Source organism: Paenibacillus sp. FSL M8-0334, assembly GCF_038000405.1.
Classification (GTDB): Bacteria; Bacillota; Bacilli; order Paenibacillales; family Paenibacillaceae; genus Paenibacillus_AQ; species Paenibacillus_AQ campinasensis.
Genome location: NZ_JBBOCH010000001.1, coordinates 1,538,133 through 1,553,101 on the forward strand (window position 1 = coordinate 1,538,133; position 14,969 = coordinate 1,553,101).

Annotated in this window: 13 protein-coding genes; 1 reads left to right on the top strand and 12 read right to left on the bottom strand. The window is 52.9% G+C overall.

The window, feature by feature from the left end; all coding sequences use genetic code 11:
• Positions 1-47: 47 nt before the first annotated feature.
• The 7 genes from queG to MKX64_RS06710 all read right to left on the bottom strand — a co-directional run bounded on the left by queG (position 48) and on the right by MKX64_RS06710 (position 9,416).
• Entirely contained in the window at positions 48-1,898 is a 1,851-nt protein-coding gene (gene queG, locus MKX64_RS06680; RefSeq protein WP_341035568.1) for a tRNA epoxyqueuosine(34) reductase QueG, read from the bottom strand.
• Between the two features lie 36 nt (positions 1,899-1,934).
• Positions 1,935-2,537 (bottom strand): signal peptidase I, encoded by a 603-nt coding sequence (gene lepB, locus MKX64_RS06685; protein ID WP_095266011.1) that lies wholly within the window; start codon positions 2,535-2,537, stop codon positions 1,935-1,937.
• A gap of 204 nt (positions 2,538-2,741) precedes the next feature.
• Entirely contained in the window at positions 2,742-3,167 is a 426-nt protein-coding gene (locus MKX64_RS06690) for a GNAT family N-acetyltransferase (protein WP_095266010.1), read from the bottom strand.
• A gap of 371 nt (positions 3,168-3,538) precedes the next feature.
• Positions 3,539-4,645, bottom strand: a complete 1,107-nt coding sequence (locus MKX64_RS06695) for an efflux RND transporter periplasmic adaptor subunit (RefSeq protein ID WP_155618789.1) — start codon at positions 4,643-4,645, stop codon at positions 3,539-3,541.
• A 35-nt stretch (positions 4,646-4,680) separates the two neighbouring features.
• Positions 4,681-5,955 carry an ABC transporter permease gene (locus MKX64_RS06700; protein ID WP_230875816.1) on the bottom strand — a complete coding sequence of 425 codons (1,275 nt, stop codon included), beginning with the start codon at positions 5,953-5,955 and terminating at the stop codon, positions 4,681-4,683.
• Between the two features lie 68 nt (positions 5,956-6,023).
• Positions 6,024-6,815, bottom strand: a complete 792-nt coding sequence (locus MKX64_RS06705) for an ABC transporter ATP-binding protein (RefSeq protein ID WP_230875817.1) — start codon at positions 6,813-6,815, stop codon at positions 6,024-6,026.
• 30 nt (positions 6,816-6,845) lie between these two features.
• On the bottom strand, positions 6,846-9,416 hold the full coding sequence (locus MKX64_RS06710; protein ID WP_155618790.1) for a hypothetical protein: 2,571 nt from the start codon (positions 9,414-9,416) through the stop codon (positions 6,846-6,848).
• Between the two features lie 291 nt (positions 9,417-9,707).
• On the opposite strand from MKX64_RS06710, the gene MKX64_RS06715 reads away from it, so the two are divergent.
• On the top strand, positions 9,708-10,316 hold the full coding sequence (locus tag MKX64_RS06715; protein WP_095266007.1) for a superoxide dismutase: 609 nt from the start codon (positions 9,708-9,710) through the stop codon (positions 10,314-10,316).
• Between the two features lie 121 nt (positions 10,317-10,437).
• Here MKX64_RS06715 and MKX64_RS06720 read toward each other — a convergent pair whose 3' ends face one another.
• The 5 genes from MKX64_RS06720 to MKX64_RS06740 form a co-directional block, all read right to left on the bottom strand.
• Positions 10,438-11,676 carry an MFS transporter gene (locus MKX64_RS06720; protein WP_155618791.1) on the bottom strand — a complete coding sequence of 413 codons (1,239 nt, stop codon included), beginning with the start codon at positions 11,674-11,676 and terminating at the stop codon, positions 10,438-10,440.
• A gap of 63 nt (positions 11,677-11,739) precedes the next feature.
• On the bottom strand, positions 11,740-12,888 hold the full coding sequence (gene mutY / locus MKX64_RS06725; RefSeq protein ID WP_095266005.1) for an A/G-specific adenine glycosylase: 1,149 nt from the start codon (positions 12,886-12,888) through the stop codon (positions 11,740-11,742).
• Between the two features lie 27 nt (positions 12,889-12,915).
• Positions 12,916-13,314 (bottom strand): holo-ACP synthase, encoded by a 399-nt coding sequence (gene acpS / locus MKX64_RS06730; protein ID WP_095266004.1) that lies wholly within the window; start codon positions 13,312-13,314, stop codon positions 12,916-12,918.
• 182 nt (positions 13,315-13,496) lie between these two features.
• Positions 13,497-14,306: an ammonia-dependent NAD(+) synthetase gene (gene nadE, locus MKX64_RS06735; RefSeq protein ID WP_095266003.1), complete on the bottom strand. Its 810-nt coding sequence runs from the start codon at positions 14,304-14,306 to the stop codon at positions 13,497-13,499.
• 89 nt (positions 14,307-14,395) lie between these two features.
• On the bottom strand, positions 14,396-14,830 hold the full coding sequence (locus MKX64_RS06740) for a BrxA/BrxB family bacilliredoxin (RefSeq protein WP_095266002.1): 435 nt from the start codon (positions 14,828-14,830) through the stop codon (positions 14,396-14,398).
• Positions 14,831-14,969: the final 139 nt, after the last annotated feature.

The following is a 14,969-nucleotide window of genomic DNA, read 5'->3' on the forward strand; positions in this document are numbered from 1 at the left end:
AAATATGCCGCTAGGCATATTTCAGTAAAGACAAGCCGTGTTCCCTTCTACCGATCGGCAATAGCTCCTTCAAGCACCAGCAGTGTTCGCTTAAGCTCCACCCCGCCGCCGTAACCGATCAGAGAGTTGTCCGCCCCGAGCACGCGGTGACATGGTACCACAATCGGAATCGGGTTCTTGTTGTTTGCGCCGCCGACCGCCCGCACCGCCTTCGGACGTCCAATCGACTCCGCAATGTCTTTATATGAGCGCACCGAACCGTAAGGAATGGCCTTGAGCGCCTCCCATACCTGGAGCTGGAAGGAGGTGCCCCGCATATCAAGCGGCAGATCAAACGCCTTCAATTCACCGGCAAAATACTGCTTAAGCTGCTGCGCTGCCGGAGCAAGCCGCTCCGGATCCCGCTTGTACCCGCCGTTGCCGGCCCAGGTCCGGGACCATTGCTGAATGACGGCTTCCTTTACATAAAAGCTGCCGAATTCAATCAAGCACAGGCCTTTGTCGGTTGCGCACAGCGTCAATGGCCCGACGGGCGATTGGATCTCATCATAATAGATCATCTCCGGACCGCCTTCCGGGACGGCCATCGGCTCGGCTCCCTGAACAGGCGCATCAGCCGGGCCGCTGCCTTGCTGTGCTCCCCCTTGTCCGGAAGCGCCGTGCGCTTCCGCATTGTCAGTCTGCGATCCCGCCTGCTCATGTTCCGCAGCCGGTGTATCGGTATTCGATGCCGATTTCAATTTGGATAAGGCTTGCTGCAGCATGTTCCGAACCTGACTGTCTTGTTCGGAAGCCATGCCTTTCTCTAAGTTGTTCATTGCTTCTTCGCCTCCAATTCGGCCCAGAGCCCACGCAGCGGTACCGCGCAGCTCCGGGCGCGGATCTTTCAGCAGCACCTCGCTAAGCTTCGGTACTGCCGAAGCGTCTCTAAAGTTGCCAAGCGCAATTACAGCGTTGCGCTGGATCGGCTTTCTGCCTCGCCAGGCCGCCGCCGTATCCCCGTAAGTTTCCTTGAATTCGCGGTTGCTCAGATCCAGAATCGGCAGCAAGAGCGGCTTCGCCTTCTCCGGATCAGGCTGAAGCGCCGGATGATGGTCCCAGTTCTTCCCCCGGTTCTTCGGGCAGACGATTTGGCAAGTGTCGCAGCCATACAGCCGGTTGCCGATCTTGCGCATAACCTCCTCGTCCAGGAATCCCTTCGTCTGGGTAAGGAAGGATATGCAGCGCTGGCTATTAAGCTGCCCGGGTCCGACGAGCGCGCCAGTCGGGCAGGCATCAATGCATTTCGTGCATTCGCCGCAGTCCTCGGTAACCGGCGTATCCGGCGGAAACGGGATATTCGTCACCATCTCGCCCAAGTAAATCCATGATCCATACTTCGGGGAGATGATCGCACAGTTTTTGGCGCTAAAGCCGATGCCCGCCCGCTGCGCTACAGCGCGATCGACCAGCGCGCCTGTATCCACCATGCTCTCGAGCACCGCATCAGGCACTCGCTCACGAATAAAAGCTTCCAGACGGCTCATCGCCTCCCGAAGCACATGATGGTAATCCCGCCCCCACGCTGACCGGGCCATAATGCCCCGATATTTGCCGGGCTCCGACTTCGGCGGATTGGCCATCTTCGACGGATAAGCCACCGCAATCGCAATAAGTGACGCCGGCTCGGTCCCCGGGAGCATAGGCGTCACCCGCTTGTGCAGGTCCGGCTCTTCAAAGCCGGACTCATAGCCTTTATCACGATGCTGCTGCAGGATGGACTTCAGCGACACGAACGGTTCCGCTGAAGCGAATCCGATATCATCAATGCCGAGCTCCGGCGCAGCCTGCTTCAGCTCCGCTTTCAATTCCTCCCAAACCGAAGGCGGAGGAGCGTAAGAGCCTAGTCTGTCTGTCATTCTCCAGCGCCTCCTTTCACCGTTTGAGAAACAGCGTTATAATTTTTTAATTTCCGAAATCGGCCAGAAGATGAACTCCGCCCGGCCAACAATGTCGGATTCCTTCACACTTCCGAACATGCGGCTGTCCTTGCTCTTTCCAAGATGGCGGTTATCCCCCATTACAAAGTAGTGGCCTTCCTCCAGCGTAACCGGCTGGAAACCGGGATCTTCAATCGGAACATCCGTATACGATTCCACCTGGGCTTCACCATTGACATACAGCTTCTGGTTCTTCACTTCAATGGTATCCCCCGGAACGCCAACAATACGCTTCACCAGAAATTCCTTCTTGTCCGGCCCTTGGCTCGGATCTTTCAGCACAACAACATCTCCTCGCGCAGGCTTGGAGAAATGATACACCACTTTATTAATGAACAGTCGCTCCGATGCCACCAGCGTAGGCTGCATCGACTCCCCTTTTACCATGGACAGATTGAAAACATACATATTAAGAAGCACCATGATAACAAATGCAATAGCAATCGTCTTGATCCAGTCCCACAGCTCCGTAGCCCATCCATTACTGCCGGTCTTAGGATTCTCAGGACCGTTACCCTCTCCGCGATTGGGAGATTCCGGTGGAATTACTTGTTCCATAATACACCTTCCTTGTGTCTTTTTCACCTGGGAAGCACCGGAAGACGATGCCTTCACCCAAATACAGGTACATTAATAGAAAAGCATATCTCCCACCCATTTGCAACGGCTGAAAGATATGCTCATATTGTTTAACGGTCCATTCATGTCTCTATGGAAGCCTGCAGGCCTGCTGTTCTAGGGGCTTATTTTCGCGATATGTACCTATTGTTGGCTCACGATGCTAAGCTTCTGGAACGACTTCAGGATTTGGTTAGCTCCGTAACCCAGAGCCTCATAAAATGGCATAGCGGCAGCATTGTGCTCATCACCCGCAACGAGGATCCGGCTGACCTTGCGCGATTGAAAGCGTTGCTCCATAGCCGAAACAAGCGCTTTGCCAATTCCCTTTCTGCGATGATCAGGATGAATGGCTATGCGGTAATAGCAACCATGATTGCGCTCAATCGTGCCGATCAAGGCACCGACGATTTCCCCGTCTTCTTCCGCTACCATAATCAGGTCCGAGTCCCAAGCGAGTTGTCTTGAGAAGGGCTTCATCGTATTCTCGTAGCATTCTTCCGACAAAGCGATTCGCAGAAGTTCTGTTACCGGGTTACAATCACTCAACTGAAAGGAACGAACATGCATCTCCCAATCTCCCTTTTCGTTAACATGATGCGGTTTACAATTTTATCGTCTTGCGTTTATGCAAACCTAACATTTTTCAATACTACAAAAATGGCCATAATCCTTTTCCCTTGTCCATTAAACCACAATTTCCGCAGAAATTCACGAGTTTTCTTCTGAAAGCGCTTCATATTAAGCGTTTACATTTTTAGGGAAACATTTATTTCCATATTACACAGCGAAAATATTTGATAAAACCGGGGTATTTATTAGCTGAACGTTAAATGATAAGATCCAACATTTCCCGCGCTTTTTCGATCTCTTTCTTGCATCCTTATATAAAAAGCGCCCTTCCGGTGTGCCCGGAAAGACGCATGGTATACTGTTATGATTTATTGTAGGACAACCGTGTCCCCCGGCTGTAGCCCGGATAATACCTCTATCTTGTCCAGTGTCTGCATCCCGGTCTGGATATCCTGCCGCTCGATATGTCCGTCGCCCTTATCCACCATAACGTAGGTGGTTTCGCCTTCAGTCAGTACCGCCAGCTTCGGAACAACAACAGCCTTCTCCTTGCGCTCGGTTACGATGTCCCCGGTCAAGGTCAGTCCGCCGATCAAGCGATCATTTTCAGGTAGAGAGATGATGACCTTGAACTGAGGTGCCTGGGAGGTCTGTTTCTCCTGGGAGATCGTCTCCGCGAATTTGGCTACCTCCTTCACCTCCCCCTTCAGTCGGATATCTTTCAGAGACGAATGCTTCACCTCGACTTCCATGCCCGGCTTAATGCTGAACACCTCATTTTCCCCGGCATAGGCCACAAACTGAAGCGAATTCAGATCCACAATTTTGCCTATATATTGGTTCGCTGTAAGGGATTGCGGCTGCTGCTCTGAGTTGCCGAACAGAAAAATACCTGCTGTAGGCGATGTGTAGGTCGATTTCTTCAGCCGATCGTTCAAATCGGTGATCGTCTGTTCTTCGATCAGCTCGTTCACAGAATCCAGCTCGCCGCTAAGACGCGCGCTCTCTTGGTCAGCCAGCATCTTCAAGCGCTCTGCCTCCGTCGCTCCCATCGGCGCGTTGTCGAGCTCCTGATTGAGGGTGAATTCCTTCAATTCCTGCTCCATCTCCCTCTTTTCCTGCTCCAGCTTCCGCTTTTTCCGTTCGGCTTCCTTCTGCTGCAGTTGCTGGCGGATGGGCTTTTGGTCCAGCTTAAACATGACATCGCCCTTCTTGACCTGCTGACCGTTCGTGACGTTCCAAGCCTCCACTGTACCTTCAAAAGGGGCATACACCATCGTTTCATGTCCATACTCCGAGGCCCCCTTAACCTGTACAGTCGATACGACGGTCTCTTCGGTCACTGGAAAAGAGATAACCTGCGGCTCCTCCATCATGAATACTTCAGGCTCCCCCGGCTTCATCTGCCCATAAATCCAATAGCCGGCCACAGCCAGCACCGATACAATGACCAACCATTTAATGACCTTTTTCATACCGTTTTAGCATCCTTTCCGATGTCTCTCATATCCTAATCCCGCTTAATCGCCAGCAGCGCGTTGGTCCTAGCCGCACTGATCGCCGGGTAAATCCCCGATAGAATTCCCGTCATAACTGCGAATGCGATTCCGATAGGCAATGTATCCAGGGTCACGGCAATTTGCAGCCCGGCTATCCCTGCCGATGCCGTAATAAACGAGTTCAACCCGTTAATAATCAAAAAAGCGAAGACGATCCCAAGCAAGCCACCAAGAAAACCGAGCACACTGGCCTCCACAATAAACATGATCCGAATCTGACCCATATGCGCTCCGAGAACCTTCATAATACCGATTTGGCGACGGCGCTGATGCGTGGACATCGTCATAGCCACAATAATCGAGATTGAGGCCAGCAGCAAAATGAAAATACCGATACCCAGTGCAATTGCCTTGAACGTATTCAGCTGAGAAGCAATTTGGTCCCGCGCCGCCAGATTGTCGGTGGCATTCAGGGCCAGCTTGGATATCAGCTCTTCAAGCGGCCTGATGTTCTGAAGATCATCTACCTTTACCGTCAAGGTATCGAAGGTCCGCCGCTTTGTGGAAGAGTTGTCTTCAGGGTTTAGATAGTCGCTCAACCACTCCGCCGTTTCAAAGGAGATATAAGCCCGGCGGTCATACATGGCATACATCGGGTTTTGACCTTTCTCTACCTCCAGAATGCCTCCGATATAAAGCTGCGGGCCGAGCACCATCTTCTCCCCAATCATCTGCTCCGGCTGAAGGCTCTTGCCCATCATATCTGTGATGTTTCTTTCATACATTTCATATTCTTCCCACAGCATCGGGTTATTGCCGTCGCTATTGATCATCTCCATTAATCTTTTGGCTGTCTCCGAATCCTTCCAGCCTGTTGTGGCTCCGTAATTAAGCACAACGGCACCTACCTGATCGAGCGGACCGCCCTGCTGGAACTGATTCCCCTGCTCCCTCAGTTTCGACAGATCCACAGCCATGACATTGATCCCATCATGGACCAGATTGTCGGAAGAGACAAAGCGAAGATATCCAAGCTGCTTGGATGGAATGACAGATTTTACGTGGCGGAAACCCTCAATGACTTGAAGCTTGTCCTCGGTCAGCAGTCCCCGCTCCAGTCCATCCTGCTCCTCGCCACCTCTATTTCCTCCCATGCTCTGGGGGGTTACCGTTATTTCATCTAATTTCAAACCGCCTATGATTTCCTTATCCAAATAACTTTGAGCGGCATTGCCTATGCTGATCGCTACAATGATCGCCGCGCAGCCAATCGATATACCTGTCATACACAAGGCTGTAACGACTTTACGGCGCTTGATCTGCCCCCACGCGAGCCGCATACTGTCTGTTAGTTTCAGCTGACGTCACCTGCCTTCTCCGCGCTCTCCGAATCATCTTGCATGTCAGATTCATCAGCAGAAGCCTGCAGATCGCCTCCAGGAAGCGATGGAGCATGAGCCAGCATCGGCTGCTTCTCATCCGGACGGACCAAATAACCGTCTCGAAGCATGATTGTTTTTTTCATCTGGGCGGCAACTTCCATTTCATGCGTGACGACGACAAATGTCGTATTCATCGATTCGTTAAGATTCATCATGATCCGAATAATCTCTTCTTCCGTACGGGTGTCCAGATTACCCGTTGGCTCGTCAGCAAAAATGACCGAGGGCTCCGTAATCAGCGAACGGGCAATGCTAACCCGCTGCTGCTGGCCTCCCGAAAGCTGGGAAGGATAAAGGCGGGCCTTGTCTGCGATTCCCGTCATTTCCAAGAGCTCCAGTGCTTTTTTCCGGCGTTTTGATCCAGAAACCGATTGGAAGACTAGCGGAAGCTCCACATTTTCCAATATCGTCAGCGTAGGAATCAGTTCATAAGCCTGAAATATAAATCCGATATGCTTGCGCCGAAAGACGGCGAGCTTGTTTTCACTGAATTTGACGATATCCTGGCCGGCGATATAAATATGGCCCTCCGTCGGCTTCATCAGCCCCGCCATCAAGTTAAGCAATGTGGACTTCCCCGAGCCCGAGCTGCCAAGCAAAGCTATCATCTCGCCTTCCTTCACCTCGAACTCGATATGGTGAAGCACCTTCAGCACTTCACTGCCGTTCTTGAAGCTGTGCGATACATTTTCCAAACGTAACATGTTCGCTCGATTCCTTTCCTTTGCTCATCGTTACCACTCCGAATCCGGCACCGAATTCGGATAGAAGGTCAGGTTAACGGTTTGGCTTCCCATAATAATCCGTTCATTCTGGAACTCATCCGACAACGTCAGGCTAAGCCATCCACCCCGAAGCCTCTTATACTGCTCGTCCGTTAATTCAAGCGAAACCGTCCGGGTTCCCGGCACCTGGATATCGGTTCCCGGGGTAAGCACCCGCTCCTGTGTCTGACCCAGGCTGTCCTTGATCGTTAAGATCAGCTTATGCCCGGCATCGGCTGCGGTGATGCTGTCAGTCCGTTTAACATCAAACGTTAGATTCAGCGAAATGGTCGGGCTTCCCTCCTGCAGAGACCCTGCTAATTTCGTAACCGAAATGTTGTAAGGATACCAGTCCAGCTGAGTCAGACTTCTGCTTGTGGCCGGTCGAATCGGATTCAGCGTCAGCTTCTTCACGCTCATTATGCCGGTTGCTTCTGTCCCCGACTCTGCCAGTTTGTTCCCCGTCATCGCTGTACCCAGAGCCAGCTGCAAATCGTTTCCGGCCCCTTTCGGCACTCTCGCCCAGAAGGTAACCAACTGCTTGGCTCCGGGTTGAAGCGGCGTTTCCGGCTGTACCGTTTCGGCCTCGTAGATCTGTCCGCTGGTCCCCTGGAAATACCCTTTCATTAATGGAGCCTGGATCCGGCGCTGCTCACTGCTGGCCAAGGTAAATTCAGAATAAATGATGTCCGAGTCTGTTCCTTCATAGATGATCGTTCGCCGCTCCTGCAATTCCGACCTCTTGCCGGCGGTCTTGATTGAATAAGGCTTTCCTTGTTCCAGACGCTCCACGGATTGGGCGTGACCCGAAGCGGTCCATGTCAGGAAAGGACTTTTGGCGCTATCCTGCTGCGTAGACAATCGGAAGCGCAGGGTTTGAATATCATTTGTATATGGAATCTTTGCCATGACATACACTTCTGTCGCAGCTCCTGGTGCGATCCGTGATCCTTGTTCCTCGGCAATCACTTCTGGAGCCGACAGCAAGACCTTTTCATCCGCTATCACCTCCGCCGTCAGTTCAGGCAGCAGAATCGAATTCGTCTCATGGGGATTACGCAAACGAAGCTTCGCCACCACAAGATCCGTATCCTGCCATGGAAGCCGCTGGATGGATTCCAGTGTATAGGCGAATCCTTGCGGGCTTTGTGGAGGATACTCCACGCCGATCGAGGATCTGCGCTCGGTTTGATAAGGGATGCTGAAATAGGCCAAAGGCAGGTTAATATGAGCCATTTCCGTAGGAGCAACAGGGCTGCCTGATTCCTGATCTGCGGACTTACCGATTGTCCCGTACTCCCCGGATGGTGCGATCATACGGAGTCTCAGCCGTTCCTGATCCAATTGAGCCGGCAGCGCCATATCGAGTGTGATTGCGCGCTCCTCCCCCGGGCTGAGCTTGATGGTCAGCGCGCCCCGATCCTCTGCCTCATAAGGATACAGAGAGCCCTCCGAGGCTTTGATGGCATAATCATAGGCAGGAATCGTCACCGATTTCTTCCCGTTGTTCTTGAAGGCCACCTCGATATTCCATATTGCCTGATCGCCTGAAACCCGCAGCAATGCCTGGCGGACGCTGGCTCTTACCGGCTGTCCGGATATCGTCAAGGCCTTGGCCTCTCCCTCAGGCACATCCCACTGGGGCGTTATGGCCTTAGGCAGCTTGAAAGAGGCCACCGGGAGATCCAGTTTCAGCGTATCGTCAGTTTCCGTCCACAAAAAACGAAGATCGGTTGTTTTAAGGTAGGAAGGGATTTCTGTTATGTAGTAAACCTTTTTCCGTTCTTTGGGCTGCACAGGGACTCCTTCCGTTCCCGCTTCCCGCTGAAGCTGGAACGCACTCCCGCTGCCTGTCGCCAAATACGGATTCAGTGCATTGTCCGTCCAGACGCGGCTTCCGTGATTCGTCAGCGACATGCCGACCTTGGCATATACCTTGCCGTCATACTTGATCACCTCCAGCGATTCAGCCTTGACCGTAACCGGGGTTCCCCCTAAACTGAGCTTCCGGGCTGCCCCGGAAGCAACCGCAGCCGAGTATGTAGCCGGTATTCTATAAGACCCGACGCGCTCCAAGTATCCTTTTACCTTCGGGTTCCACACGTCCATAACCAGCTTCATCCCGGAAATGGATGCCTGCTCCGTTTTTACATAGTAGGTCACACTCAGGCTCTGGCCCGGCTCGACCTTCTTCTTCGCCAGATCCTTCGTAATCGGATTGGCAGCTTTGACGTCCCCCCCGGGAAGTACCGCCTTAGGAAAATAAGTTACTAGTCGTGCAGGGCTCTTGCCTCCGTTCCTGTAGCGGAGAGTAAAGACAGCCACATTGCCGCTATCCTGATTCCATACGTCCGCTTGTTCCAGGGATGCGGTTACCCCGTTGCCCAGCTTTACGTTCCAGTTAAGGGACGTGTTAGCAGCCGGCGCCGTCTCCCTCGAACTTGTAGTCCCATTGTTAGATGCACTAGCCGTCGGAGAGACGGCCATGGCAGCAGCCAGCAGGATGACTGCTGCTTTGAAGTTTTTACTGTTGATAGGCATACTAGGATGCTCCTCCTTCCTTCCCACCATCCCTGATTTTTCTACGGGTGGATGGGCTATACTACAATAACGACAGATTTCCATAATAAGTTTCAAAAACATCTTCATCCCCTCTTCATGGACTTTTCAAACATAAATGTTGATTTAATCCCCTCAAAAGGTTTAATATATGTAGTGTAGTCAACATTACATATGGGCTGGCTTCGGATGATAAAGACTTCCTCCACTTTATAATGAAGGAAGTGCTTTGATCATAACCAAAAACTATATAATATCAGGAGGTATTTCATTATGGCATTCCAATTACCACCGCTTCCTTACGCAAATGACGCGCTCGAGCCACACATCGACGCACAAACGATGGAGATCCACCATGATCGCCACCATAACACCTATGTAACGAACCTGAACGCAGCTCTGGAAAGCGCTCCTGAACTGCAAAACAAAAGCTTGGAAGAGCTGATTGGCAACCTTGACGCTGTACCTGAGAGCATCCGCACTGCGGTTCGCAACAATGGTGGCGGACATGCCAACCACTCCCTGTTCTGGGAAATCATCGGGCCAAACGGCGGCGGACAACCTACCGGCGCACTGGCTGATGCGATCAACAACGAGCTTGGCGGCTTCGACAAATTCAAAGAAGATTTTGCGAAAGCAGCTACAACTCGCTTCGGCAGCGGCTGGGCATGGCTGGTTGTAAAAGACGGCAAGCTTGCAATCACCAGCACGCCTAACCAGGACAGCCCAATCATGGAAGGGCAAACGCCTCTCCTTGGTCTGGACGTATGGGAGCATGCTTACTACCTGAAATACCAAAACAAACGCCCTGACTACATCGCTGCTTTCTGGAACGTTGTAAACTGGGAAGAAGTTGGCAAGCGCTACGAGAACGCGAAGTAAGTTACGGTCTATATAAGAACAGGCTGCCTGTAGATGATTTCTACATTGGCAGCCTGTTTTTATATGCATATTCATAACCACACATCATTCATCCTGCACCCGCCCGTCTATCAACCGGGGGCTACGTTGCCGCACTTCTGTTAGATGCCGGAGGCTCATAATGATGCGCCCTGGAAGGCGCATATACCGCCACAAGCACAGCCACCGATACGGCAACGGCCGCGCCGGCGCCGATCAGACAAACCACCTGCAATGACCACAGGTCTGCGGCAAAGCCGAGCAAGAGCGTCAGCACAATTTGCAGCATTCCTTCCGCCAGCCGGGTTACACTGCTAAAGCGTCCCATTAGCTCAATCGGCACCTGATTCTGAAAGAACGTGGTAAAGCCCGCATTGGCATAGGAAGAGAAGAATCCGAACAGAATGAACCCCGCCGCAGCAACCATCGGGCCGGACGACGCATAGAACAATAAATAACCGAGACTCGACAGCAAAGTGCCCGCACTGATGAACATCCGCAGGGACAAGAGCTTCACGGAAAAGGACGCTGCCGCTGAACCGGCCAAGTAGCCTGCACCCGCCACGCTCACCAGCAAGCCGTAGCCCTCATCGCCAAGCAGCAGCACCTGCTTGATAAAGGTGGCCTCCTGCGAATCCAGCGCGAACCCGAGCAGCATCGCCGTCTGGAATAAAATATACACCGTCACGAAATACTTCGCCGCCTGACCGAACCGGATGACGGACCTCCAGTCCTGAAGCCAGACCTGCAGCGTCAGCCGCTGCTTCGGCTCGCCCTCGGCAGCCTTCTCCTGATCCACATCAGGCAGGAGACGGATCACCCATGCGCAGAGAAGAAAGGATATCGCATTGATGAAAATACATACCCGAATATCCGTGTAGGCGATAAGCAGGCCGGATATGCTCGGTCCGAGCAGCACGGCTCCCGATGTTGTAAAGCTGGACCAGGCATTGAATCGCTTGCGGTCTTCGGGTGCAATCAACTTGGTTACGTAAGTCATCGAAGTCGGGCCAAAGAATGCGCCAGCCACACTGACAAGAAACATCACCGCATAAATCGCCCATACCGACGACAGGAAAGGGATGACTGCGATAAGTATCCCACGGATCACATCGGTCATGATCATCAGCCTTCGCTGATTCATCCGGTCGATCAGGCTTCCGGCCCATGAGTTGGTCAGCAGTACGGCCAGCGGACGAATGATGAACAAGCCGGCCACCGCCGCCGGAGACCCCGTCATATGCAATATGAGCAGGTTAATCGCAACCAGATAAATCCAGTTTCCCAAATTGGAGATGCCAATCCCGACAATGTACAGCAGTGCCTGCCTCCAGCTCTGCAATGCTTATTCCCCCTATGTCCCTCTAAGTCCAAACAGACGAGTGCACCTTGGCTCTCGGTCCGTCTAGGATGCAAAATATGCGCCTAAAATGCGGATAAATACATTAGGAAACGCATAGCGCTCCATGTCCTGTGCATCGATCCATTGATATTGCGCTTCTGGTGCCTCATAAGCGGCTGCCGTCTCGGCTACCCAAGCTTCAGCGGAGGGCAGCTCCTGATATTGGCAGCGGTACACCCGCATATGCCAGCGGATATGGCTAAAGACATGCTCTGCATCCATGAAATAGCTGGCCGCAGTGGCAGGAATGCCCTCTTCCCGCAGCGCGCCTGTCAGGCGTTCCATAGCGGCCTCCTCCGGCAATGACGCCAGATTCGCGCTGCCATCAGCCGATACCGTCACATGCGGCAGCTCCCACATCCCGGCCAGAAGGCCGGTTGCAGGACGCCTGCGGACCAGGATCTTGCCCTGATGCTGGCCGCTCCCTTCGACAATCGCCGTCAACCGATACTCTGGTCTTGGCGGCTTCGCCTTCGTCTTGATCGGCAGCTGTTCTTCCTTCCCCTCGAATCTGGCCGCACAGTGATGCATGACCGGACACGTCAGGCATTTAGGCGACTTCGGTGTGCACACCAGCGCACCCAGCTCCATCAGCGCCTGACTGAAATCAGAGGCCCGGCCCTCCGGAATGAGCGTCATGACCAGCTCCTCCATATGCGTCCGGGTCCGAACCTTCATAATATCCTCTTCGATCAGAAAGTATCGGGACAGTACCCGCATGACGTTTCCATCGACCGCAGGGGCCGGAATATTGAAGGCAATGCTGCGGATCGCACCCGCTGTATACGGACCAACTCCTTTGAGGCCGGCCACCTCATCCTTGCCGCTTGGCATCATGCCGCCATACTGCTCCTTGACCTGACGGGCAGCCTGCTGCAAATTGCGGGCACGCGAATAATAGCCGAGCCCCTCCCAGCATTTGAGCACCTCATCCTCGGGGGCATCAGCCAGCGCTTCAATCGTCGGGAAGCGCTCAATAAAACGCTGGAAATATGGAATGACCGTATCCACCCGGGTCTGCTGCAGCATAATCTCCGACACCCATATATAGTAGGGGTCCCGGTGGCGTCTCCAAGGCAAATCACGTTTGTTTCTGTCGTACCAGTCAAGCAGCTCATGGCTGAAATATCGTTTATGTTCTGTATTGTACATATTTAATAGCGGTTCTCCTTCATTGAACTATCCCACATTCTTTTCGACAACGGCAAAAGCGGAGGCCAGCTCGGGCTGATGGGAGATGCTCAGATGAATCGTGTAGCCCTGGGGAGAGCCCAAGCCGAGCCTCGCCCATGCATCCGGCGACAAAGTAACCACCGGTTTACCGCAGGCATCCGGCAATATTTCCATATCGAGAAAGCCGATCAGCTTGCCGATACCGCAGCCGAACGACTTGGATATCGCTTCCTTTGCCGCGAAGCGCCCGGCCACGAATTCCGTACGCTTGGCGCCCTTCCTCTCTGCGATCACCCGCTCCGCCTCGGTAAGCACACGCTCTATAAATTTTTGACCGTGCGGTCCGGTCAGCAAAATCTCCATTCGCCCGATTTCCAGGACGTCATGGCCGATTCCGTATATCACGAGATCTACTCCCCTTCTTCTCCAATATGCCAATATGTCGTTTGGGAAAATAAAAAACATCTTCTCTATTGTATCAGTCCAAGCCCGCTTAACGCGAGCCTGGGCAGCAAAAAAGGCATCTCTTAAGCCTATAATGAGACTTAAAAGATGCCTGTCGTTCCTGTTTATGTAACGGATCGGGATTAAATCCCGGGGATCTGGTTCCGTTTGTGAGCCGTCTTCACATACATGCGCTCCAGTTTCTCCTGAACCTCTGGACGGATCGTTTTGCCTTCAAGATAATCGCTGTTGTCATCATAGCTGATGCCCAGCTCCTTCTCGTCGGTCTGCCCTTCCCAGAGCCCTGCCGAAGGGGCTTTGTCCAGGATCGATTGAGGCACGCCCAAATAAGAGGCCAGCTGCCGCACCTGGCGCTTGTTCAGCGATGTGAGAGGAGTAATGTCCACTGCGCCGTCGCCCCACTTGGTATAGAAGCCCGTGATCGCTTCGGAGGCATGGTCTGTACCGACAACGAGCAGATTCTGCTCAAATGCCAAGGCATACTGCATCACCATGCGCACACGAGCCTTGACATTGCCTTTGCCAGGGATGCTGATATGCTGATTCACACCGATGTTCTTGAGACTATGCTCAACCTCAAGCGCGATCTCATTCACCGCTTCCTCGATATTCGTCTCCACGGTGTACTTCAGATCGAATGCTTTGGCCACCGCATAGCTGTCTGCAATATCGGCCTGTTCGCCATACGGCTGGAATACGCCAAGCGTCTTGTACTCCTGATTGCCCTCCTGAGTAAGCTCGTCCGTTGCACGCTTGCACAGACCCGCTGTAACCGCGCTATCGATCCCGCCGCTGATCGCGATCAGCAGACCGGATGCTCCGGCATTCTTCACATAAGATTTCAGAAAATCTACCCGCTTGCGGACCTCTTCCTCCACGTTAATAGCGGGCTTGACACCCAGCTCAGCGATGATTTGTTCTTGTAGGCTCATCCCTCACGACTCCCTTCGAGAATAAATGAGAAAGCCCCGCAGGCATCGGATATGCCGAATGCATCGGGGCCTTGCAAAATGCTGCCGAATTACTGGCAATAACGCTCGAACGCGTCCACAAGATCCGCCGCAATCTCTTCTGCCGAGCGGTTCTCAACCTGATGGCGCTCGATAAAATGTACCAGCTCCCCATCCTTCAAAAGCGCAATTGAAGGAGAAGATGGCGGATATGGAGCGAAATATTCACGGGCTTTCGCCGTTGCTTCCTTGTCCTGTCCGGCAAATACGGTATATAGGTGATCCGGCTTCACCGTGCTCTCCAGCGCAAGAGCGACTCCCGGACGCGCTTGACCTGCTGCACATCCGCATACGGAATTGACCACGACAAGCGCCGTGCCTTTAGCATTCGGAAGCGATTGTTCCACCTCTTCAGGTGTGGTCAGCTCCTGGATCCCCAGACGGGTCAGTTCATCCCTCATCGGTTGAACCATATCGCGCATATATCGATCAAAAGACATACCCATAACTGCTTTCACTCCTTATATAAACAAGATTGTTCAATGTATAACAGCTGTTCGCTATCTATATTATACAATCACACAATATGAAAGCAAGGAATAACAAGCCGGGAAGGAGCGCCTTTTGACCGGGGCAGGCCTGGCA